Below are 21,982 nucleotides of genomic sequence, written 5' to 3' on the forward strand. Positions count from 1 at the left end.
TCGCCCGGTGCGGGAGGAGAGCGCACGTGAAGGTCCTCGGCATCAACGCCATCTACCACGACCCGGCGGCGGCCCTCGTCGTCGACGGGAAGGTCGTGGCCGCGGCCGAGGAGGAACGCTTCAGCCGGCGCAAGCACGGCAAGCGCCCGCTGCCGTGGAGCGCCTGGGAGCTGCCCGAGCTGTCGGCCGCGTGGTGCCTGGAGCACGCGGGCATCCGCCCCGAGGAGCTCGACGCCGTCGCCTACTCCTTCGACCCCGCCCTCATGGGCACGCCGGAGGACTCCGGCCTGTTCGACGACGGCGACACCATGCGCAAGAGGTACGCCGAGATGGCGCCGGACTTCCTCGCGCACGCCCTCCCCGGCCTGGACCCCGCGAAGGTCCGCTTCGTCAAGCACCACGTCGCGCACGCGGCGTCGGCCGGCAAGGCCGCGCCGCAGCGCGACAACGCCGTCCTGGTGCTCGACGGCCGCGGCGAGGCGCACAGCCACCTCGCCGGCCGCTACGTCGACGGGCAGCTGGAGATCCTGGCGGGGCAGTCGCTGCCGCACTCGCTGGGCCTCATGTACGAGGAGCTCACCGACCACCTGGGCTTCCTGCGCAGCTCCGACGAGTTCAAGGTCATGGCGATGGCCTCCTACGGCAAGCCGCGCTTCCTCGGCGAGCTGTCCGAGCTCATCCGCGCCACCGGCGACGGCGGCTTCCGCACCGAGAGGATCGACTTCTCCGAGTTCGCGCCGCGCCTGGGCAAGGACGAGCGGTGGACCGAGGACCACGCCGACCTCGCCGCCAGCGTGCAGACGCGGCTGGAGGAGGTGCTGGTCGACCTCGCCCGCTGGGTGCACGAGCAGACCGGCGAGAAGACGCTCACGATGGCCGGCGGCACCGCGCTCAACTGCGTGGCCAACACCCGCATCCTCGCCGAGAGCCCGTTCGAGCAGGTGTGGGTGCAGCCGGCCGCCGGTGACGCCGGCACGGCCCTCGGCGCCGCCCTGCACGTCGCCGCCGAGCTCGGCGAGCGCACCGAGCCGATGCCCGGCGCGGCGCTGGGCCGCGGCTGGAGCGACGACGAGATCGAGCGCCGGCTGCAGACCGCCGCCGTCGACTACGAGCGTCCCGACGACGTCGCCGAGGCCGTCGCCGAGGTGCTCGCCGACAACGGGATCGTGGCCTGGTTCCAGGGCCGCAGCGAGTACGGCCCGCGGGCGCTCGGCCACCGCTCCCTGCTCGCCCACCCCGGCTTCGAGGCCAACCTCGAGCGGATGAACGACGTCAAGGGCCGCGAGCAGTTCCGCCCCGTGGCGCCGATGGTGCTGCTGGAGAAGGCGCCGGAGATCTTCGGCCGCGGGCCGATCCCCTCCCCGTACATGCTCTTCGTGCACGACGTCGCCCCGGAGTGGAAGGACCGCATCCCCACGGTCACCCACGTCGACGGCACCGCCCGCATCCAGACCATCGACCCGGAGACCGAGCCGCTGGTGCACCGGATGATCTCGGCGTTCGAGCGGCGCACCGGGCTGCCGGTGGTGGTGAACACCAGCCTGAACACCGCCGGGCGGCCGATGGTCGACGACCCGCGCGACGCCCTGGAGTGCTTCGGCTCGGCCCCGGTCGACCTGCTGGCCATCGGCCCGTTCGTCGTCCGCCGGCCGAGGCGGACGCCCCGCCCCTGACCCCTCCTCCGCAGGGCCCCGCGCCGCCGGCGCGGGGCCCTGCGCGTTCCCCCGCCCCTCCACCGGGTGACCGGTGAACCGGGTCGGCCGCGGCGTCCGAAGACCGGTACACCGCCTGCCGCGACGGTGACGATCCGGCAACGGCCCTCCGCTGGACGGGGGGCTCCCGTTACCGACCGTCACGCCGGGGTAGGCGACACCCCGAGCCCGCCAGGACGGCGGCGACCTCGTCCACACACGGAGGAACCACATGGCCACCACGGGGAACACCGGCGCTCGGCCGGGCATGGCCTGGCCCCAGACACTCGCCCTCGCCTTCGGCGTCGTCTACCTGCTCGTCGGCATCGTCGGCTTCTTCATCACCGGCTTCGACGGCTTCGCCAGCAACCGCACCGACGGCAACACGGACACGCTGCTCGTGTTCATGATCAACCCGCTGCACAACGTCGTGCACATCGTGATCGGCCTGGCCGGCGTCCTGCTGTCCCGCACGCTGGCCGGCGCCCGAACCTACGGCTGGCTGCTCGCCGTCGGCTACGGCGCGGCGTTCGTCTACGGCCTGATCGCGATCAACCAGGACTGGGACTTCCTCAACGTCAACGCCGCGGACAATGTCCTGCACGTCGCCACCGCCGTGGTGGGACTGGTGATCGCGCTCGGCCCGGTCAACACGCTCGCCCGCTCCTCGCGCCCCTAGGCGACGGGCCCCGTCCTCCCGGGACGGGGACCACCGGGAGCCGGGCACCCGCCACGCGGCGGGTGCCCGGCTCCCGCCGTCCCCGGCTCCGGACGGCGCGCGACCCCGGTGCGACGCCGGTCACGCGGCGGGCTACCTTCCGACGCATGGACTTCGCCCTCTCCGCCCGAGCCGAGGACGTCTGCGGCCGGATGTGGGACTTCATGCGTGAGCAGGTCTTCCCCGCCGAGCCCGTGTACGAGGCGTGGCGCGCCGAGCGCGGCCACGACAACCACGAGCACCCGCCGGTGCTCGAGGACCTCAAGAAGGAGGCCCGCGCCCGCGGCCTCTGGAACCTCTTCCACCACGAGCTCGGGGGGCTGACCAACCTCGAGTACGCGTCGGTCGCCGAGATCATGGGCTGGTCGCCCACGATCGCCCCCGAGGTGACCAACTGCGGTGCCCCGGACACCGGCAACATGGAGACGCTGATGATGTTCGGGACGCCCGAGCAGAAGCAGCGCTGGCTCGAGCCGCTGCTCGAGGGCGAGATCCGCTCGGCCTTCGCGATGACCGAGCCCGACGTCGCCTCCTCCGACGCCCGCAACATCCAGACGTCGATCGTCCGCGACGGCGACGAGTACGTGATCAACGGCCGCAAGTGGTGGACCAGCGGCGCCGCCGACGAGCGCTGCCAGATCTTCATCCTCATGGGCAAGACCGACCCCGAGGGCGCCCCGCACCGGCAGCAGTCGATGGTCCTCGTGCCGCGCGACACCCCGGGTCTGGAGATCATCCGGCACCTGCCGGTGTTCGGGTACCAGGACCAGCACGGCCACTCCGAGATGCGGCTGACCGACGTCCGGGTCCCGGTGAGCAACATCCTCGCCGGCGAGGGCGACGGCTTCATGATCGCCCAGGCGCGGCTGGGCCCCGGCCGCATCCACCACTGCATGCGCGCCCTGGGCATGGCCGAGCGGGCGCTGGCGCTCATGGTCGACCGCGCGCAGAAGCGGGTCGCCTTCGGCCGGCCGCTGGCCGAGCAGGGCACCGTCCGCGAGACCATCGCCCGCTCGCGCATGGAGATCGACCAGGCCCGGCTGCTGGTGCTGCGCACCGCCGACCTGATCGACAAGTACGGCGCCAAGGGCGCCCGCACCGAGATCGCCGCCATCAAGGTGATCGCGCCGAACGTCGCCTGCGACGTCATCGACCGGGCCATCCAGGTGCACGGCGGCGCCGGCGTCAGCAACGACACCGTGCTCGCGCGCTTCTACGCCTCGGCCCGCACGCTGCGCATCGCCGACGGCCCGGACGCGGTGCACCTGCGGTCGGTGGCCAAGGAGGAGCTCGCCCGCGAGCGTCCGTACGTGGGCTGAGGACAGCGGAACGCCGGACGGGCCGGCACCCCGGTGGGGTGCCGGCCCGTCGCACGTCCGGGCTCAGCTCACGGGGACAGCGTCGTCCCGAAGCCCCCGGCGGCCAGCTTCGCGAGCAACTGGGTGCGGTCCAGGCCGACGCCGGACAGCGCGTCGGCGTCGCGGTCGGTGTCGATCTCGTCGGGCAACCGGCTCTCCACCGCGTCCGCGGTGGAGTGGTCGCCCTCGGTGCGCAGGATCTCGAGCAGGTGCCGCTTCTCCAGTTTCACGTGCGTCCTCCGTCCTGGGGCCCGCTGGGTCCCCCGGAGTGTGGTGCCGGTCACCCGGCGCCGCAACGTCAGCGGACCGAGCGGGACCGCCGCAGGAGGAAGCCGCCGACGGCGAGCAGGACGACGCCCACGAACAGCTGGGCGACGCCGACGCCGCCCCGGTCGCTGGCGAACCACGTCGGCGAGGAGAGCAGCAGCACCACCCCGATGCCGAGGACGAGCAGCGCCACCAGCCGCTCCCGCCGCGCCGTCGTCCCGCCGTCCCCGGGCCGTGCCGGTCCGCCGCCCATGTCGCCTCCGTTCCCGCCGGTCCCCGGACCGGCTCCCCGCCCGAGCCAACCAGACGCCGCGGCACTGGACAGGCAAGCGTGCGCTTGCGTATCGTCCGGCCGTGGGCGACGTGTTCAGGGCCCTCGCTGATCCGACCCGGCGCGCACTGCTCGACGAGCTGCAGGACCGGGACGGCCAGACGCTGTTCGAGCTGTGCACCCGGCTGATCCAGCGGCACGGGGTGGGCTCGTCGCGCCAGGCCGTCTCCCAGCACCTCGAGGTCCTCGAGCAGGCGGGCCTGGTCCGGACCCGGCGGGAGGGTCGCTACAAGTTCCACCACCTGGACACCGCACCGCTGCGCGCCATCGTCGAGAGGTGGCGGCTGGACACGGAGGAGGGCCCGTGCGGATCACCCTGACCAGCGTGCTGGTCGACGACCAGGAGAAGGCGCTGCGCTTCTACACCGAGGTGCTCGGCTTCGTGAAGAAGACCGAGGTGCCGCTCGGCGAGCACCGCTGGCTGACCGTCGTCTCGCCCGAGGCGCCCGACGGCGTGGAGCTCGTCCTCGAGCCCGACGCCCACCCGGCGGCGCAGTCGTGGAAGAAGGCGCTCATGGCCGACGGCATCCCCTACAACTCCTTCACCGTGGCCGACGTGCACGCCGAGACCGAGCGGCTCAAGGCCCTCGGCGTGCGGTTCACCCAGGAGCCCCTGGAGATGGGCCCGGTGACCACCGCCGTCCTCGACGACACCTGCGGCAACCTCCTCCAGATCGCCAGCGCCCCGGCGACCTGACGGCGGCCCCGCTGCAGGGTCCCGCCGCGAGCCTGCGAGCGGTGAGGGGCAGCGGGGTCCTTCCTCAGCCGTTGCGGCTGGGCGGCTCGCCGGCGGCCAGGGCGGCCTGCGCCTGCGCCGGGTTGAAGGCGCACGCGTCGTCGACCTCGGTGGCCGTGGGGGCACCCTCGACCGGGGCGGGCGGCGTCCCGTTGGGCACCTCGGCGCCGGAGGCGCTGGTCCCCGGGGCCGGCGCGGGAGCGGACGTGCCGGCGGCGCCGGAGAGGGTGTCCTCCACGATCTGGCGCATCCGGTCGTAGTCGGGGTAGGCGGGGTCGATCAGGCTGGTGTCGAAGACGACGCTGCGGATCTCGGCGTCCTTGACCAGGAACGCCAGGTCGACGAAGTCGTCGAGCGCCGACCGCGGGATGTCGGTGCTGACGATGTCCTGCGTCGTCGCGGCCAGCTCCTGGTACTGCTCCAGCAGGGTGATCGGGTCGGCCTCGTCGACGATCGCCTTGATGGTGCAGCGCTGCCGGTCCATGCGGTCGTAGTCGGTGAGCCCGTACCGGCCGCGGGCGAACTGCAGGGCGAGGTACCCGTCGAGGTGCTGGTCCGGCCCCGGCGCGATGTAGTCGTCGGGCAGTTCCTCACCGGTGATGCCGTTGATCGGCACGTAGTAGTTGACGTTGACCGTGATGCCGCCGAGGGCGTCGACGAGCCGGCTGAACCCGTCGAGGTTGACCAGCACGAAGTAGTCGATGTGGAGGCCGAGCGCCTCGCCGACGCCGAGCTTGAGGAAGTCCGCGCCGGGGTCGTCGGTGGGGCCGAGGACGTCCGGGTGGTCGGCCGGCCCGTTGCGGTAGACGGAGTTGAGCAGGCTCTCGCTCTCGCTGCCGGACTCGAAGCCCTCGGGGTAGATCTCCGCCAGCGGGCTGTCGGCCGGGAAGGGCAGGTCCTCCAGGTTCCGCGGCAGGCTGAACAGCGTCGTCTCACCGGTCTCGGTCTCGACGCTGGCGACGATGACGGTGTCGGTGCGCACGCCCTCGCGGCCCTCGCCCCCGTCGCCGCCCAGGAGCAGGACGTTCACCCGCTCCTTGCTGCCGAACGGGTCCGGCGTGTCCTCGACGGTGGCCGACTCGCGGTCGTCGGCGAACACGCCGTCGAGCAGGCCGCGCTGCGCCACCGCCACCTCCCCGACCCGGTAGGCCGGGTAGGCGATCCCCGCGACCAGGAGGGCCACCAGGACGGCACCGACGGCGTGCCGCGGGGCGGAGCTGTGCCGCGGCAGCAGCGAGCGGTAGCCGGTGACGACGACGGCGACCCACGCGACCGCGAGCACGACCAGCGCGGCGACGATCCAGTTCAGCGACGAGGAGTCGACGGCCAGCCGCACCGCGGTGCGCCGGCCGGCGGTGGCCAGCCAGACGCCGGCGCCGACGAGCAGCACGAACAGGACCAGGACGACCGCGCCCAGGCGGCGCCGTCCGGAGGCCAGGAACGCGGTCCCGGGGACGACGGCGTTGACGGCGGTCAGGCCGAGCACCGCCGCGAGGGACCGCGACTCGCGCCGTTGCCGGCGGGTGCGCCCCTGGCGGGCCGCTCCCTTCCCCGAGGGCACCGGCGGGAGGGACGGGGCGTCGCCGATCGGCCGGGTGACGTCCTCGTTCACGGACGCACCCGGGCTGCACCGGGTCGGCTCATCTCGCTCCCACGGGTCCTGGTCATCCGGCCATGATCCCACTCGCGGCTGGCGGTCACGGGCGTCTCCGTACCCAGCACCGCCCCCGGGCACCCGAACGGGCGTGAGGTGCGTCTCCCCTGGTCACGGGCGGTGCCCGGACGGGCCCCGGCGGTCACCCCCGGTGCCCCATAGGCTCGGGGACCGTGCGCCTCGCCACCTGGAACGTCAACTCCATCCGGACCCGGGTCGACCGGGTGACGGCCTGGCTGCAGCGCCGCGACGTCGACGTCCTGGCGCTGCAGGAGACCAAGTGCCGCGACGACCAGTTCCCCGAGGAGCGGTTCACCGAGCTCGGCTACGAGGTGGCGCACGTCGGCCACTCGCAGTGGAACGGCGTCGCCGTCGTCTCCCGGGTCGGGCTGGCCGACGTCGAGGTGGGGTTCCCCGGCATGCCGACGTGGGCGGCCAAGGAGGGTGCCGAGCCCGCCGCCGAGGCCCGCGCGCTCGGCGCCACCTGCGGCGGGGTGCGGGTGTGGAGCCTGTACGTGCCCAACGGCCGGCAGCTCGGCGACCCGCACTACGACTACAAGCTCGAGTGGCTGGCCGCGCTGCGCACCGCGGCCGGCGGCTGGCTGGCCGCGGACCCGGCCGCGCAGGTCGCGCTGGTCGGCGACTGGAACATCGCCCCCCAGGACGAGGACGTGTGGGACATGAGCGTCTTCGCGCACTCGACGCACGTCTCGGTGCCCGAGCGGGAGGCGTTCCGCGCCGTCGTCGACGCCGGGTACGCCGACGTCGTCCGGCCGCTGGCCCCCGGGCCCGGCGTCTACACGTACTGGGACTACACGCAGCTGCGCTTCCCCCGCCGCGAGGGCATGCGGATCGACTTCGTGCTCGGCACCCCGTCGCTGGCGGCCCGGGTGAGCGGGGCGCTCATCGACCGCGAGGAGCGCAAGGGCAAGGGCGCCAGCGACCACGCCCCCGTGGTGGTCGAGCTGGCGGACTGAGGGTCCGGCGGGCGGCCGCCGTCAGGTGGTCACGCGCGCACCGGCGGGCGACGACGCGACCTCGGGCTCCGTGGCCCGGGCCGCCGGGGCCCGCTCGGCGGGCCGCCGGCGCAGGCGCAGCACCCGCGACAGGGCGGTCTGCTGCCCGAAGGACGCGGTCAGCCGGTCGAGGAAGATGGCCAGCAGGACGACGGCCAGGCCGCCCTCGAAGCCGCTGGCGACGTCGAGCTGGGTGACCGCCCGCACCACCACCGCGCCCAGGCCGGCCGCGCCGAGCAGGCCGGCGGTGACGACCATGGACAGCGCCAGCATGATCACCTGGTTGACGCCGGCCATGATCGACGGCAGCGCCAGCGGCAGCTGGACCTCGCGCAGCACCTGTCCCGGGCGGGCGCCGAAGGCCTGCGCCGCCTCCACCACCTCGCGGTCGACCTGCCGGATGCCCAGCTCGGTCAGCCGCACGCCCGGCGGGATGGCGAACAGGATGGTCGCCACGACGCCCGGCACGACGCCCACGCCGAAGAAGAAGACGGCGGGGATCAGGTAGACGAACACCGGCAGCGTCTGCATGAAGTCGAGCACCGGCCGGACCGTCATGCTCACCGCCCGGGAGCGGGCCGCCAGGATCCCGAGGGGGATCCCGATCGCCGCGGCGATGACCGCGGCCACGAGCACCAGCGCGAGGGTCTGCATGGTCTCGACCCACAGCTCCAGCGAGACCACCAGCAGGAACGCCAGGACGGTGTAGAGCGCCAGCCACGGGCCGCGCAGCAGCAGGGCGAGCACCGTGAAGACCACGATCCACACCACCGGCGGCGGGGAGACCAGCACGTCGGTGAGCCCGTCCACGAGGACCTGCATGACGTTCGAGATGGCGTCGAACAGCCACGGGACGGTGGCGAGCAGCCAGTCGATGAGGTCGGCGACCCACTGGCCGAGCGGGATGTGCGGGATCACGGGCGCCTCCCCCGGACCGGGACGGCCGACAGCGCGTCGAGCACCGCGGCCCGCGGGACGACGCCGAGCAGCCGCCCGCCGTCGTCGACGACGCCGAGCGGCACGGGGTGCCGCCCGACCAGGTGCACGAACTCGACGACCGGGCGGTCGGCCGCGATGGTCGCGTGGTCGGGGACCAGCTCGCGCGGGCCGAGGGCGGACCGGCCCTCCTGCACCGCGCGGGCGAGCAGGTCGTCGCGGGCGACGCCGGCGATCCGCCCGCCGTCGTCGAGGACGTAGACGCCGTTGGCCTCGGCCGCACCCAGCGCCTTGAGCACGTCGCCGGGCGCGTCGCCGAGCCGGGCGGTCAGCCGGGGCTCGCGGAGCAGGTCGCCCGCGGTGAGCACCCGGGTCCGGTCGACGTCGGAGGTGAAGTCGGCGACGTAGTCGTCGGCGGGCGCGGAGATGATCTCCGGCCCGGTGCCGAGCTGCACCGTCCGCCCGTCCTTGAGCATGAGGATCCGGTCGCCCAGCCGCATGGCCTCGTTGAGGTCGTGGGTGATGAACACGATGGTCTTCGCCAGCTCCGCCTGCAGGCGCTCCAGCAGGTCCTGCATGTCGCGGCGGATCAGCGGGTCCAGCGCGGAGAACGGCTCGTCCATGAGCAGCACCTCCGAGTCCGCGGCCAGCGCGCGGGCCAGGCCCACGCGCTGGCGCATGCCGCCGGACAGCTCGTCGGGCCGGGCGTCGGCCCGTTCCAGCAACCCCACCGTCCCCAGCGCCCAGTCCGCCCGCTCGCGCTGCTCGGCCGCGCTCGCGCCGCGGACCTTGAGCGCGTAGGCGGCGTTCTCGCGGACCGTGCGGTGCGGCATCAGCGCGAAGTGCTGGAAGACCATGCTGATCTTCTCGTTGCGGACCGCGCGCAGCTGCGCGTCGTCGAGCGCCCGCAGGTCCCGGCCCTCGACCTCGACGGTGCCGGCGCTGGGCTCGATGAGCCGGTTGAGCAGGCGGACCAGCGTGGACTTGCCCGAGCCCGACAACCCCATGACGACGAAGAGCTCCCCGCGCTCGACGGCGAAGCTGACGTCGTGGACGGCGAGCGTCGCCCCGGTGCGGCGTTGGATCTCGTCGCGCCCGAGCCCCTCCCCGGCCAACCGCAGGGCCTCCTGCTCCCGCGCCCCGAAGACCTTGGTCAGGCCCGAGACGCGCAGCACCGGCGCGGTCACGTCAGCCGATCCACTCGTCGATCTGGTCGCCGTGGGCGTCGACCCACTCGCGCGCCACCGTGGCCACGTCCTCACCGTCGACGTCGACCTGCTTCTGCATCTCCTCCATCTCCTCGACCGAGATGCGGAAGTTCGTCAGCAGCTCGACGAAGCCCGGGGCCTGGTCCCGCAGCTCGTCGCTGGCGGCGATGTTGGCGCTGTAGGAGGGCATCGCGCAGGCGCCGTTCCCCTCGGTGAGGCAGCCCTCGGTGTAGGGCGTGGGCTCCTCGAGCTGCACCATGTCGTACTGCGCGAAGACCGCGTGCGGGTGGTACAGGTACAGCACGATCGGCTCCTCGCGGCTGTAGCTGTTCTCCAGCTGGGCGAGCTCGGCCGCCTCGCTGGAGACGACGTGCTCCAGCTCGATGCCGTAGCCCTGGAGCCGCTTGGCGTTCTGCTCGGTGGTGATGTAGCCGGGGTCGGCGTCGTAGAACTTGCCGCCGAGCTCCTCGGCGTAGTCGTTGAGCTGGGTGACGCTGGTCAGCCCCTCCAGCGGCCCGCCCGGCTCGACGGCGTAGGCCGGCACGAACCAGCCCTGCGCGGCGTCGCCGTAGGTCTCCGAGACGATCTCGACCCGGTCGGCGGCCGAGTCGGCCAGCTCCTGCTGGTTGGGCAGGGCCACCTCGGTGAGCAGGTCGATGTCACCGCGCGCGGCGCCGGCCCAGGCGGCGGCCGGGTCGAGCTGGGTGGTCGCCAGCGAGGCGACGCCGAGGTCGGGGTTGTCGGCGGCGATCTCGCCCAGGATGCCGTTGGTCAGGCCGGCGGCGGTCCAGCTGAACTGGGCGGTCTGGACGGTGATGCCGTCGCCACCGCCGCTGCCGGTGCCACTGCCACTGCCACTGCCGCCGGAGCCCGCCTCCTCGCTCGTGCACCCGGCGAGGGCTGCGGTCAGCAGGGCGGTGAGCACCACGGCGGAGGTGCGGGGGCGGAGGGGAGTGTGCTGCATGGGGTCCTCTTCCTGGGGACGTGGGCCCTGACGGGCCGCAGCAGGTGTGGGCACAGTACGAGGCGCAGGCCCCCTGGAGGAGCCTGCGCCTCGTACCGCGGTCGGTCGGGGAGGGCGGCGGCCGGGGTCAGACGGCGGCGGGCCCGACCGGGGCGTCGCCCCGGAGGGTGATGCGGTGCATGACACGGCGCTGGTCGCCGTAGTCGCGGTTGGCGTAGTGCACCGTCGACCGGTTGTCCCACATCACGACGTCACCGACGGACCAGCGGTGCCGCACGACGTGCTCCGGCTTGGTGATGTGCGCGTAGAACAGGTCGAGCAGGTACCGGCTCTCGGCGTCGGAGACGCCCTCGATGTGCGAGACGAAGCCGGGGTTGACGAACAGCCCCTTGCGGCCGGTCTCGGGGTGCACGCGCACGACCGGGTGCGCGACGGGGACGAGGGCGCGGTACTCCTCGCCCTCCCACTTCGTGCGCTCCTCGCGCTGGGCGATGTAGTAGCCGAACTCGCGGGTGCCGTCGTGCACGGCGACGAGCTGGTCGGCCAGGCGCTGCAGCGGCTCGGACAGCGAGCGGTAGGCCAGCTCCAGGTCGGCCCACTGGGTGTCGCCGCCGGTCGGCGGGAGGACGACGGCCCGCAGGACCGATCCCAGCGGCGGCCGGCGCACGAAGGTGACGTCGGTGTGCCAGACGTCGGCGAAGCCACCGGTCGCGCTGTCGAGCGCGTAGATCTCCGGGTGCTGCTCGTCGACGCCCGGGACGACCGGGTGCGACTCGGTGACCTCGCCCAGGCGGCGGCCGAGGGCGATCTGGCCGTCGGGGTGCAGGTCGTGCTGGCCGGCGAAGAACAGCACCTTGTACTCGGCGAGCGCGGCCCGGATCGCCCGGACCTGCTCGTCGGTGGCACGGGCGAGGTCGACGCCGTGGACCCGGGCGCCGATGGTCGGCTCCAGGCGCTCGAGGTCGAGGACGCCGCCGTCGAGGTCGGCGGGCGTGGTCGGGGCAGCAGCGAGCAGGGTCATGCGAGGTCTCCAGGGATGGGTGCGGACGAGCGGACGGGGCCGAGGACCGGGGACGGGACTCAGGCCCGACAGAGCGCGCTCGCGCACCGCAGCAGGTCGACGTGCCGGCGCTCGACGAGCGCAATCCGCACAATCCCGACCGACTGCATGGGGATTACCGTAGCGGGTGTTCCCGCCTCCTGACGACGAGGGGTCCCGCCGTGTCCGTGCCCGGCTCGCTGTTCATCGACGGGACGTGGCAGGACGCCCGCTCCGGCCGCGTCCTGCGGGTCCTCGCCCCGTTCGACGGGTCGCTCGTGGTCGCGCACGACGCCGCGACGCCCGGCGACGTCGACCGCGCGGTCGCGGCGGCGCGGGCGGCGTTCGAGTCCGGGAAGTGGTCCGGCCTGCCCGCGGCCGAGCGCGCGGACCTGCTGCACCGCACCGCGGACCTGCTGGTCCGCGACCGCGAGCACGTCGCGCTGCTGGAGACGCGCGACACCGGCAAGACCCTGCGCGAGAGCCGGGCCGACGTCGACGACGTGGTCGCGGTGCTGCGGTACTACGCCGGGCTGGCGGTCGTCGACGTCTCGCGGGTGGTCGACGCGGGCCCGGGCGTCGACAGCCGGGTCGTCGCCGAGCCCGCCGGCGTGTGCGCGCTGGTCACGCCGTGGAACTACCCGCTGCTCGAGATCTCCTGGAAGCTCGCCCCCGCGCTCGCGGCCGGCTGCACGGCGGTGGTCAAGCCCAGCGAGCTCACGCCGCTGACCACCGCGCACCTGCTGTCCCTGCTGGCCGAGGCGGGTCTCCCCTCGGGGGTGGTCAACCTGGTGCTCGGCGACGGGGAGGTGGGGGCGGCGCTGGTCGCGCACCCCGGCGTCGACCTGGTCAGCTTCACCGGCGGCACCGCCACCGGCCGCGCCGTCCTGCGCGCCGCCGCGGACACCGTGAAGCGGGTGCACTGCGAGCTCGGCGGCAAGAACCCGAACGTCGTCTTCCCCGACGTCGACGTGGACGTCGCGGTCGACAACGCCCTGTACGCGGCGTTCCTGCACGCGGGGCAGGTCTGCTCGGCCGGCTCGCGGCTGATCGTGCACGCCGACGTGCACGACGCCGTCGTGGCCGGCCTGGCCGCCGGCGCGGAGGCGATCCGGCTCGGCGACGGGCGGGACGAGCGCACCCAGTCAGGGCCGTTGATCTCGGCGGCGCAGCGGGCGAGGACCGAGGGGATGGTCGCCGGGGCCCTGGCCGACGGCGCGGTCCTGGCCGCCGGCGGACGCCGTCCGGAGGACCCCGCGCTGCGGGACGGCTTCTTCTACCGGCCGACGGTGCTGACCGGGTGCCGGCGGGACACGGCCGTCGTCCGCGAGGAGGTCTTCGGCCCGGTCCTCACCGTGGAGACCTTCACCGACGAGCAGGAGGCGGTCGCGCTGGCCAACGACACCGTGTACGGCCTGGCCGGGGCGGTGTGGACCGGCGACGAGGAGCGCGCCGAGCGGGTGGCCGCCGCCCTGCGCTGCGGCACGGTGTGGATCAACGACTACCACCCGTACGTCCCCGGGGCGGAGTGGGGCGGGCGCGGGCAGTCCGGCGTCGGGCGGGAGCTCGGGCCCACCGGGCTGGCCGAGTACCGCGAGCTCAAGCACGTGTGGCGGCGGCGGTCGCCGGGCCGCAGCGGCTGGCTCGACTGAGCTCCGCCCGTCGGGCCCGGCGGGTCAGCGAACGGGCACCAGCTCGGCGACCAGCGCGCGGACCCGCCGCTCGATCTCGTCGCGGATGGGCCGCACGGCCTCGACGCCCCTGCCGGCCGGGTCCTCGAGCCCCCAGTCGAGGTAGCGCTTGCCGGGGAAGACCGGGCAGGCGTCGCCGCAGCCCATGGTGACGACGACGTCGGAGGCCTCGACCGCCTCGGTGGTGAGCACCCTCGGCCGCTGGGCGGTGACGTCGATGCCGACCTCGGCCATGGCCTCGACGGCCGCGGGGTTGACCCGGTCGGCGGGCAGGGAGCCGGCCGAGCGCACCTCGACGGCGTCCCCGGCGAGGTGGCGCAGCCAGCCGGCGGCCATCTGGGAGCGGCCGGCGTTGTGCACGCAGACGAACAGGACACTGGGGCGGGCGGTCACGGGACCACCGTCGCAGACGGGGGCTTGACCGCCCGCACGATCGCGCCGTGCAGGCCGGGCGCGACCTCGTGCGTGAAGGTGACCGAGGCGTCGGCGAAGCCGGCCGCGGCCAGCCCGTCGAGGTACTCGGACCGGGACAGGGCGCCGGCGATGCAGCCGACGTGGGAGCCGCGCTCGGCGCGCTCGGCCGGGCTCACGGAGTCCTCGGCGACGACGTCGGAGATGCCGATGCGCCCGCCGGGGGCGAGCACGCGGAACGTCTCGGCGAGCACCGCGGCCTTGTCGGTCGACAGGTTCACGACGCAGTTGGAGATGACGACATCGACGCTCGCGTCCTCGAGCGGCAGGTCCTCGATGGTGCCCCTGCGGAACTCCACGTTCGTCGCGCCGGCCTCCGCCGCGTTGGCGCGGGCGAGATCGAGCATCTCGTCGGTCATGTCCACGCCGTAGGCGAAGCCCGTGGGGCCGACGCGGCGGGCCGAGAGCAGCACGTCGATGCCCCCGCCGGAGCCCAGGTCGAGCACCCGCTCCCCCTCGCGCAGGTCGGCGACGGCGACCGGGTTGCCGCAGCCGAGCGACGCCAGCACGGCCTCCTCGGGGAGCCCCTCGGTGGCTTCGGCGTCGTACAGGCCGGCGCCGAAGCGCCCGTCGTCCCCGGCCGCCGGACCGCAGCAGCCGCCGACCTCCTGCGCGGCCGCGGCGTAACGCGCCCGGACCTGCTCCCGCAGGTCCGCCTCGGTCCCGGTCATGGCCCCTCCACGCATCGATGAACGTCGATGACAGGACGGTGCCACACACATCGACGCCTGTCGATATCGACGTCCGTGGATGTCCGGTGCGACACTGGCGCCGTGCCGACGTCGCTGCCGCTCACCCCGGGGACGGACGCGTGCTGCGCGCCGCCGGTCCGCGCACCCCTGAGCGCCGCGGACGCCGCCACCCTGGCCGGGACGCTCAAGGCCGTCGCCGACCCGGCGCGGCTCCGGCTGCTGTCGCTGGTGGCCGCCCACGACGGCGGTGAGGCCTGCGTCTGCGACCTCGTCGAGCCCCTCGGCCTGTCCCAGCCGACGGTGTCGCACCACCTCCGGGTCCTCGTCGACGCCGGCCTGCTCACCCGCGAGAAGCGCGGCGTGTGGGCCTACTACGCGCTCGTACCCGGCGCTCTGGACTCCCTCGCCGCGGTCCTCACCACCGCCGCGTCCTGAGTCCGCGCCCCGGTACCCGTCGACGTCCGGGGATGCGGCGGGCAGCATCGGGTCATGGACGAGCAGTCGGTCCGGGCCGCGCTGGAGCACTACATCCGTCACAGCGCGGCGGGCGACGAGGACCGCGCCAGCGAGATCTACCACGAGGACGCCGTCCTCGAGTTCCCGCAGTCCGGTGAGCGGTTCGAGGGCGTGGCGAACTTCCGGGAGTGGCGCCGGGAGTACCCGGCCCAGGTCGACCTCGAGATCGTCCGTGTGCGGGGGCGGGACGACTTCTGGGTGGTGGAGGTGCGCGCCCGCTACGACGGTGGCCCGTGGATGTACGGACCGGCCGTCTACGAGTTCCGGGGAGACCGGGTGTCCCGCGAGACGATCTACGTCGGCGAGGCCTGGGAGGCGCCCGGGTGGCGGGCGCGCTGGCGGGCGGCACCCTGATCCGGGAGTGGCCCGACTCACGGGCTGACCTGCGGGGACGTCCCGCGCAGGGGCATCGGCCGGGGCGTCGCGGTGTTGTACCTGTCGATGACCGCGCCCGCCCTGCTCGGGGCCCCCTCCCCCACCCGCCTGTGGACGCCCAGCCGCGTCCTCGTCACCCGCTCGGCCGCCGAGCGCCCGCACGGGCAGCGCGTCCTGCGCCGCCTCGAGGCCGCCGGTGTCGACGCGATCGACCTGCTGCCCGGTGACCGGCTGCCCTCGCTGCGCGGTGACGACGACCGCGCGGCGTTCATGGCCGCCAAGGACACGATGGCGCTGGTCGTCCCGCCGCCGTCCAAGCGCCGGCTGCAGCCGATCCCGCCGTCGGCGGACTTCCGGCTCGACCTGGCCGAGGGCTGCCCCGCGCACTGCCAGTACTGCTACCTCGCCGGGTCGCTGTCCGGCCCGCCGATCACCCGCGTGTGGGCCGACCTCGACGAGGTGCTCGAGGGCCTCGACGACTACGTCGGCCGGGGCCGCATCACCTCCGGCACGCTCGAGCGCGGCGGCGAGGGGACGACGTTCGAGGCGTCCTGCTACACCGACCCGCTGGCGATCGAGCACCTCACCGGCGGCCTGGCCCGCATGGTCGAGCACTTCGGCACCCACGCGTGGCCGGGCCCCGTGCAGCTGCGGGCGACCACCAAGTTCGACGACGTCGCCGGGCTGCTGGACCTGCCGCACGGCGGGCGCACCCGGCTCCGGTTCAGCCTCAACGCCGCCCCCGTCGCTCGGCGGTTCGAGGGCGCCACGGCCCGGGTCGGGGCGCGCATCGCCGCCCTGACCGCCGTCGCCCGCGCCGGCTACCCGGTCGGCCTGACCATCGCGCCGATCATGCCGGTGGACGGCTGGCGCGAGGAGTACGGCGCCCTGCTCGACGCCGTCGCCGCGGCCCTGCCGGCGGACGCCGACCTCACCGTCGAGTGCATCACCCACCGGTTCACGCCGGGCAGCAAGGAGACGCTGCTCGACTGGTACCCGCGGACGAAGCTCGAGATGGACGAGTCGACGCGCACGCTCAAGCGCGGGAGGTTCGGCTCGGTCAAGCACGTCTACCCGAGGGAGACGATGGCCGAGCTGCGCCCCTGGTTCGAGGCCGCCGTCGCCGACCGGTTCCCCCGGGCCCGTTTCCTCTACTGGACCTGAGTCCGCCCGCGATCACGGCGCCGGGACCGTGCCGGACGGCCGGCGGCGGTCACGGCGCCATGATCGTCGGGCCAGGCGACCGGGATCAGGCGGCCGGGATGAGGCCGTTCGGGTCGAGCACGTACTTCTTCGCCGCGCCCTGGTCGAACTCCTGGTAGCCGCGCGGCGCCTCCTCGAGCGGGATCACCGTCGCGTTGACCGCCTTCGCGATCTGCACCCTGTCGTGCAGGATCGCCATCATCAGCTGGCGGTGGTAGCGCATGACCGGGCACTGGCCGGTGGTGAACGCGTGCGACTTCGCCCAGCCCAGGCCCAGCCGGATCGACAGCGACCCCTCCTTCGCCGCGTCGTCGACCGCGCCCGGGTCGCCGGTCACGTAGAGGCCCGGGATGCCCAGCGCGCCGCCGGCCCGCGTGATGTCCATCAGCGAGTTGAGGACCGTGGCCGGCGCCTCGCGGGAGGCGTCCGAGCCGTGCCCGCGCGCCTCGAAGCCGACGGCGTCGACGCCGCAGTCCACCTCGGGCGTGCCGAGGATCTGGTCGATCTGGTCCTTCGGGTCGCCCTGGGAGACGTCGACGGTCTCGCAGCCGAAGCTGCGGGCCTGGGCCAGCCGGTCGGCGTTGAGGTCGCCGACGATGACGACGGCGGCACCGAGCAGCTGCGCCGAGGCGGCCGCCGCGAGCCCCACCGGGCCGGCACCCGCAATGTAGACCGTCGAGCCGGTGCCCACGCCGGCGGTGACGCAGCCGTGGTAGCCGGTCGGGAAGATGTCCGACAGCATCGTCAGGTCGCGGATCTTCGCCAGCGCCTGGTCCCGGTCGGGGAACTTCAGGCAGTTCCAGTCCGCGTAGGGGACCATCACGTACTCGGCCTGCCCGCCGGTCCAGCCGCCCATGTCCACGTAGCCGTAGGCGGAGCCGGGGCGGTCGGGGTTGACGTTCAGGCAGATGCCGGTCTTGCCCTCCTTGCAGTTGCGACAGCGGCCGCAGGCGATGTTGAAGGGCACGCTGACGATGTCGCCGACCTCGAGGAACTCGACGTCGGGCCCCTTCTCCACGATCTCGCCGGTGATCTCGTGGCCGAGGACGAGCCGCTCGGGCGCCGTCGTCCGGCCGCGGACCATGTGCTGGTCGCTGCCGCAGATGTTGGTGGCGACCGTCCGCAGGATGACCCCGTGCGGCGTCTTGCGGCCGACGTTGGCCGGGTTGACCCCGGGTCCCTCCTTGAGCTCGAGCCCCGGGTAGTCCAGGTCCGCGACCTCGACCTTGCCCGGACCCATGTACATGACCGCCTTGTTCGCCACGGACGTGCCTCCTCTCGGCAGCCGGCACGGCGCTGTGCCGGACACCGTCTCCGTCGCCGCGCCGGCCGGCGCAGCCCTGGTGCCGCTCCCCTCGCCAGGACGGGACTCCTGGTCTCGGGGTCCGGCGGGGAAAGAGTGTGGCCCGGGTCACGGGACGGTCTCGGCGGCGACACCGACCCCTTCCCGGACCACGGCACGTTGCGACGTACCGTCGCCGGTCGTGCTCGTACTGCTCCCGCCCTCGGAGACCAAGTCCCCGGACGGCGACGGCGCCCCGCTCGACCTGACCGCCCTCTCCACGCCGGAGCTCACCCCGCTGCGCGCGCGGCTGGTCGAGGCGCTGGTCCGGCTGGCCGCCGACCCGCCCGCCGCCCGCGCCGCGCTGGGCCTGTCCCCCGGCCAGGACGCCGAGCTGGCCCGCAACGCCGCGCTGTGCACCAGCCCCACCAGGCCCGCGCTCGAGCGCTACACCGGCGTCCTCTACGACGCCCTCGCCGTCCGCACCCTGACGCGCGCGCAGCGGGCCCGGGCCGACCGCCGGCTCGCCGTCGGGTCGGCGCTGTTCGGCCTGGTCCGCGCCACCGACGCCATCCCGGCCTACCGGCTGTCCGCGGGCTCCGCGCTCCCCGGGCTGCCCACCCTCCGCACCCTGTGGCGCCCGCTCCTCGGCCCGGTGCTCGCGGACTCCGGTGAGCTCGTCGTCGACCTGCGCAGCGGGGCCTACCAGGCGCTGGCCCCCGTCCCGGGCGCGGTCACCGTCGACGTCCTGAGCGAGCGGGCCGACGGCAGCCGGACCGTGGTCAGTCACGCCAACAAGGCCCACAAGGGCCGGGTGGCCCGCCTGCTGGCCACGACGACGGCGGAGCCGGACGACGCGGGCCGGGTGCGGACGCTGCTGCGGCGGGCGGGGTTGCACGTGGAACACGACGGCGCGGACGCGCTGACCCTGGTCCTGCCCACGGCGGCATGAGGGGCGCGTCGTCACGTCGCGTGACGGCGAAGGGTTCGTCCCGTGATCCCTGTTGGCCGCATGAGGCGTCGCTTACGATGTACACGGCGTGCGGACCCAGAACCGGCCGGACCGCCGGTGTACGAGGAGTCGGCCGCGAGCCGGGCGAAGGGTTTCGGTGGACGACACGTCTGAGCTCCCCGGGGAGCCGCACGTCCCGGGTCTGCGCGACGCCACCGAACTGCTCAAGGCCGACCGCCCACGCACCGAGGCCGCGCGCCGGTTGCGGCTGCATGACGCCAGCGTCGTCCTCGACCGCCTCGCCGAGCTCGCCGCCCGGCTGGTCGGCGCCCCGGTCGCCCAGCTGTCCCTCCTCGACGACGTCCAGGTGGTCGTCAGCGGCGCCGGGCTGCCGCCGGGCACGGTCGGCAGCGAGGTCCCGCTCGAGACGACCGCCTGCGCCGTCGCCGCCGCCGAGCGCGCGCCCCTCGTCGTGCCCGACGCCCACGCCGAGCCCCGCGCGGCCGAGCTGCCGCAGGTGGCCGCCGGGGCCGTGGGCGCCTACCTCGGCGTCCCGCTGGTCGACTCCGCCGGCCACACGGTCGGCGTCCTGTGCGTCGTCGCCCCCGCCCCGCGGTCGTGGTCGGACACCGACGTCGCCACCCTGCGCCAGCTCGCCGCGGCCGCCGTCACGGAGCTGGAGCTCGCGGCGCTGCGCACCGAGTACGAGAGCGACCGGCTGCGCTGGGGCCTGGCCATCGACGCCGCCGGGATCGGCACGTTCGACTGGGACCTGGTCACCGGGGAGCTGACCTGGGACGCGCGGCTGGTCGAGATGTTCGGGTACGCGCCCGAGGAGTTCGGCGGCACCATCGAGGACTTCAACGCGCGGGTCCACCCCGACGACCTGCCGCGGGTCACGGACGCGCTGCAGGCCAGCATCGACAGCCGCGGCGACTACGAGGCCGAGTACCGCGTGGTCTGGCCGGGCGGCGAGACCCGCTGGGTGCAGGCCCGCGGTCGCACGCTGGCCGACGAGCGCGGCGCGGCGACCCGCGTGCTCGGCGCCGCCTACGACACCACCGCCGAGCGGGCCGCGGGCATGCGGGTCACCCGCGTGCTCGAGGCCATGCCGGCCGGCTTCTACTCCCTCGACCGCGAGTGGCGGTTCACGCACGTCAACGCCGAGGCCGAGCGGCTGCTGGGCCGCAGCCGCGAGGAGCTGATCGGCCAGGAGCTGTGGACGGCGTTCCCGGCCGCGGTCGCCAGCGCGTTCGAGGAGAACTACCGCGCCGCCGTGCGCACCGGGACGCCGGTGCAGTTCGACGCGCACTACCCGGCGCCGCTCAACGGCTGGTACGAGCTGCGCGCCTGGCCCAGCCCCGAGGGACTGTCGGTCTATTTCCTCGAGGTCACCGAGCGCCGCCGCGTGCAGGACCGCGCCGAGCGCGCCGCCCAGCGGCTGGCCCTGCTGGCCCAGGTCAGCGCCGAGCTCGCCGGCGCGCTCGACCCCCAGACCGCGACCGGGCACCTGCCGCGGCTGGTGGTCCCGGCGCTGGCCGACTGGTGCATCGTCACCGTCGTCGACCCGGACGGCCGCCCGCGCGACGTCGGGCACTGGCACGCCGTCCCCTCACAGCGCGCCCTGGTGGAGCGCTACGCCGCGGTCCGGCTCGACGCGATGCCGGCGACCGCGCCGCTGATGCGCGCCCTGCTCACCGGCGAGCCGGTGATGGAGCGCGGCGAGGCCGTGCGCGACCTGCTCACCGAGGGCGACGCCCGCGACCTGCTGACCGCGCTGGCCCCCGAGTCGGCGATCGCAATCCCGCTGCGCGGCCGCGACCGCACGCTCGGCGTCATGACGCTGTACTGGCGGGCGGGCTGGACGCCGCGCGACGAGGACCTGGCCACCGCCCAGGACGTCGCCGACCGGGCCGGCCTGGCGCTGGACAACGCCCGCCTCTACGGCCAGCAGCGGGCGCTCGCCGAGGGGCTGCAGCGCAGCCTGCTCACCGAGCCGCCCGAGCCCGACCACGCCCAGATCGCCGTCCGCTACCTGCCGGCCGCCGAGGCCGCGCGGGTCGGCGGGGACTGGTACGACGCGTTCCTGCAGCCCGGCGGCGCGACGATGCTGGTCATCGGCGACGTCGTCGGCCACGACACCGAGGCCGCGGCCGCGATGGGGCAGCTGCGGGCCCTGCTGCGGGGCATCGCCACCTACAGCGACGCCGGCCCCGGCGAGGTGCTGCGCGGCCTGGACGCCTCGATGGCCGTGCTGCAGACCCGCGTCCTCGCCACCGCCACCGTGGCCCGCTTCGAGCAGACCCAGGACGAGCGGGAGCGCGGCGTCACCCGGATGCGCTGGGCCAACGCCGGGCACCTGCCGCCGCTGGTCATCAACCCCGACGGCAGCGTGGCCGAGCTGGCCACCTGGCGCGGCGACCTGCTGCTCGGCGTCGACCCGGACGCCCGCCGCGAGGAGTCGGTGGTCACCCTCGACCGCGGCGCCACCGTGCTGCTGTTCACCGACGGGCTCATCGAACGCCGCGACGCCGACCTCGACGCCGGCATGGCCCGGCTGCGCGAGGCGCTGCGGGAACTCGCCGGGCAGCGGCTGGACGACCTGCTCGACGAGGTGCTGTACCGGCTGGTGGACGGCCGGCCCGAGGACGACGTCGCGCTCGTCGCGGTCCGGCTGCACCCGCAGGACCGGCCGCGCCCGCCCGACGCCGGCCCCAACCGGGTGCCCGACGTCGTCCCCGAGGACCCGGCGAGCCCGACGCTGCGCTGAGCACTCCGGCGAGGCTGAGCACTCCGGCGAGGCTGAGCACTCCGGCGGGCCCTCGACGGTCCGGAGGGCCCGCCGGCCCCGCGCTCGTCCCGCGCAGGCCCGGCGCCGGATC

22 protein-coding genes are annotated in these 21,982 nt (G+C 74.5%); 12 read left to right on the forward strand and 10 right to left on the reverse strand.

The annotated features are described in order from the left end of the window. The first annotated feature begins 26 nt into the window (after positions 1-26). The 3 genes from ACI79Z_RS13470 (at position 27) to ACI79Z_RS13480 (ending at position 3,728) form a co-directional block, all read left to right on the forward strand. On the forward strand, positions 27-1,673 hold the full coding sequence (locus tag ACI79Z_RS13470) for a carbamoyltransferase family protein (protein ID WP_456902915.1): 1,647 nt from the start codon (positions 27-29) through the stop codon (positions 1,671-1,673). Positions 1,674-1,923: 250 nt separating this feature from the next. After that, the gene (locus tag ACI79Z_RS13475) at positions 1,924-2,370 is read left to right on the forward strand and encodes a DUF4383 domain-containing protein (protein ID WP_387991757.1); all 447 of its coding nucleotides are present in this window, start codon (positions 1,924-1,926) and stop codon (positions 2,368-2,370) included. 146 nt (positions 2,371-2,516) lie between these two features. After that, the gene (locus ACI79Z_RS13480; RefSeq protein ID WP_387991760.1) at positions 2,517-3,728 is read left to right on the forward strand and encodes an acyl-CoA dehydrogenase family protein; all 1,212 of its coding nucleotides are present in this window, start codon (positions 2,517-2,519) and stop codon (positions 3,726-3,728) included. 68 nt (positions 3,729-3,796) lie between these two features. On the opposite strand, the gene ACI79Z_RS13485 is transcribed toward ACI79Z_RS13480, so the two are convergent. Both ACI79Z_RS13485 and ACI79Z_RS13490 read right to left on the reverse strand, forming a co-directional pair. Continuing rightward, entirely contained in the window at positions 3,797-3,997 is a 201-nt protein-coding gene (locus tag ACI79Z_RS13485; protein WP_387991763.1) for a hypothetical protein, read from the reverse strand. A 68-nt stretch (positions 3,998-4,065) separates the two neighbouring features. Continuing rightward, positions 4,066-4,287, reverse strand: a complete 222-nt coding sequence (locus tag ACI79Z_RS13490) for a hypothetical protein (protein WP_387991766.1) — start codon at positions 4,285-4,287, stop codon at positions 4,066-4,068. Positions 4,288-4,388: 101 nt separating this feature from the next. On the opposite strand from ACI79Z_RS13490, the gene ACI79Z_RS13495 reads away from it, so the two are divergent. After that, on the forward strand, positions 4,389-4,685 hold the full coding sequence (locus ACI79Z_RS13495) for an ArsR/SmtB family transcription factor (protein ID WP_456902916.1): 297 nt from the start codon (positions 4,389-4,391) through the stop codon (positions 4,683-4,685). Beyond that, positions 4,670-5,062, forward strand: a complete 393-nt coding sequence (locus ACI79Z_RS13500) for a VOC family protein (protein ID WP_387991772.1) — start codon at positions 4,670-4,672, stop codon at positions 5,060-5,062. The genes ACI79Z_RS13495 and ACI79Z_RS13500 overlap by 16 nt, the downstream gene beginning before the upstream one ends. A gap of 64 nt (positions 5,063-5,126) precedes the next feature. Here ACI79Z_RS13500 and ACI79Z_RS13505 read toward each other — a convergent pair whose 3' ends face one another. Then, a complete protein-coding gene (locus tag ACI79Z_RS13505; protein WP_387991775.1) occupies positions 5,127-6,713 on the reverse strand; it encodes an LCP family protein in 1,587 nt (528 codons plus the stop codon). Positions 6,714-6,928: 215 nt separating this feature from the next. Here ACI79Z_RS13505 and ACI79Z_RS13510 point away from each other — a divergent pair, with 215 nt between their 5' ends. Beyond that, positions 6,929-7,732 (forward strand): exodeoxyribonuclease III, encoded by an 804-nt coding sequence (locus ACI79Z_RS13510; RefSeq protein ID WP_456902917.1) that lies wholly within the window; start codon positions 6,929-6,931, stop codon positions 7,730-7,732. Between the two features lie 21 nt (positions 7,733-7,753). Here the strand turns inward: ACI79Z_RS13510 and ACI79Z_RS13515 are convergent, their stop codons facing one another. The 4 genes from ACI79Z_RS13515 to ACI79Z_RS13530 all read right to left on the reverse strand — a co-directional run bounded on the left by ACI79Z_RS13515 (position 7,754) and on the right by ACI79Z_RS13530 (position 11,900). Then, a complete protein-coding gene (locus tag ACI79Z_RS13515) occupies positions 7,754-8,689 on the reverse strand; it encodes an ABC transporter permease (RefSeq protein ID WP_387991781.1) in 936 nt (311 codons plus the stop codon). Further along, positions 8,686-9,894 (reverse strand): quaternary amine ABC transporter ATP-binding protein, encoded by a 1,209-nt coding sequence (locus tag ACI79Z_RS13520; protein ID WP_387991784.1) that lies wholly within the window; start codon positions 9,892-9,894, stop codon positions 8,686-8,688. Before ACI79Z_RS13520 ends, ACI79Z_RS13515 begins: the two co-directional genes overlap by 4 nt. 1 nt (position 9,895) lies before the next feature. After that, positions 9,896-10,879: a glycine betaine ABC transporter substrate-binding protein gene (locus tag ACI79Z_RS13525; RefSeq protein ID WP_387991787.1), complete on the reverse strand. Its 984-nt coding sequence runs from the start codon at positions 10,877-10,879 to the stop codon at positions 9,896-9,898. Between the two features lie 127 nt (positions 10,880-11,006). Then, complete coding sequence (locus ACI79Z_RS13530; RefSeq protein WP_387991790.1) at positions 11,007-11,900, reverse strand: TauD/TfdA dioxygenase family protein; 894 nt, start codon at positions 11,898-11,900, stop codon at positions 11,007-11,009. Between the two features lie 200 nt (positions 11,901-12,100). On the opposite strand from ACI79Z_RS13530, the gene ACI79Z_RS13535 reads away from it, so the two are divergent. Beyond that, complete coding sequence (locus ACI79Z_RS13535) at positions 12,101-13,570, forward strand: aldehyde dehydrogenase family protein (protein WP_456902919.1); 1,470 nt, start codon at positions 12,101-12,103, stop codon at positions 13,568-13,570. Between the two features lie 24 nt (positions 13,571-13,594). Here ACI79Z_RS13535 and ACI79Z_RS13540 read toward each other — a convergent pair whose 3' ends face one another. Continuing rightward, positions 13,595-14,002, reverse strand: coding sequence for an arsenate reductase ArsC (locus ACI79Z_RS13540; RefSeq protein ID WP_456902920.1), 408 nt, complete (start codon positions 14,000-14,002; stop codon positions 13,595-13,597). After that, positions 13,999-14,751 (reverse strand): arsenite methyltransferase, encoded by a 753-nt coding sequence (gene arsM, locus ACI79Z_RS13545; protein ID WP_456902921.1) that lies wholly within the window; start codon positions 14,749-14,751, stop codon positions 13,999-14,001. Before arsM ends, ACI79Z_RS13540 begins: the two co-directional genes overlap by 4 nt. Positions 14,752-14,853: 102 nt before the next feature. Here arsM and ACI79Z_RS13550 point away from each other — a divergent pair, with 102 nt between their 5' ends. The 3 genes from ACI79Z_RS13550 to ACI79Z_RS13560 all read left to right on the forward strand — a co-directional run bounded on the left by ACI79Z_RS13550 (position 14,854) and on the right by ACI79Z_RS13560 (position 16,827). Then, entirely contained in the window at positions 14,854-15,207 is a 354-nt protein-coding gene (locus tag ACI79Z_RS13550; protein ID WP_387991802.1) for an ArsR/SmtB family transcription factor, read from the forward strand. A 54-nt stretch (positions 15,208-15,261) separates the two neighbouring features. Beyond that, positions 15,262-15,642, forward strand: coding sequence for a nuclear transport factor 2 family protein (locus ACI79Z_RS13555; RefSeq protein WP_387991805.1), 381 nt, complete (start codon positions 15,262-15,264; stop codon positions 15,640-15,642). Positions 15,643-15,729: 87 nt separating this feature from the next. Continuing rightward, entirely contained in the window at positions 15,730-16,827 is a 1,098-nt protein-coding gene (locus ACI79Z_RS13560; protein ID WP_456902922.1) for a spore photoproduct lyase family protein, read from the forward strand. Positions 16,828-16,912: 85 nt separating this feature from the next. Here ACI79Z_RS13560 and fdhA read toward each other — a convergent pair whose 3' ends face one another. Next, positions 16,913-18,130, reverse strand: coding sequence for a formaldehyde dehydrogenase, glutathione-independent (gene fdhA / locus ACI79Z_RS13565; protein WP_387991811.1), 1,218 nt, complete (start codon positions 18,128-18,130; stop codon positions 16,913-16,915). A 220-nt stretch (positions 18,131-18,350) separates the two neighbouring features. On the opposite strand from fdhA, the gene yaaA reads away from it, so the two are divergent. Both yaaA and ACI79Z_RS13575 read left to right on the forward strand, forming a co-directional pair. Continuing rightward, positions 18,351-19,100, forward strand: a complete 750-nt coding sequence (yaaA, locus tag ACI79Z_RS13570; RefSeq protein WP_387991814.1) for a peroxide stress protein YaaA — start codon at positions 18,351-18,353, stop codon at positions 19,098-19,100. Between the two features lie 157 nt (positions 19,101-19,257). After that, the gene (locus ACI79Z_RS13575; RefSeq protein ID WP_456902923.1) at positions 19,258-21,870 is read left to right on the forward strand and encodes a SpoIIE family protein phosphatase; all 2,613 of its coding nucleotides are present in this window, start codon (positions 19,258-19,260) and stop codon (positions 21,868-21,870) included. The last annotated feature ends 112 nt before the right edge of the window (positions 21,871-21,982 follow it).

The organism is Geodermatophilus sp. SYSU D00663 (assembly GCF_054050655.1).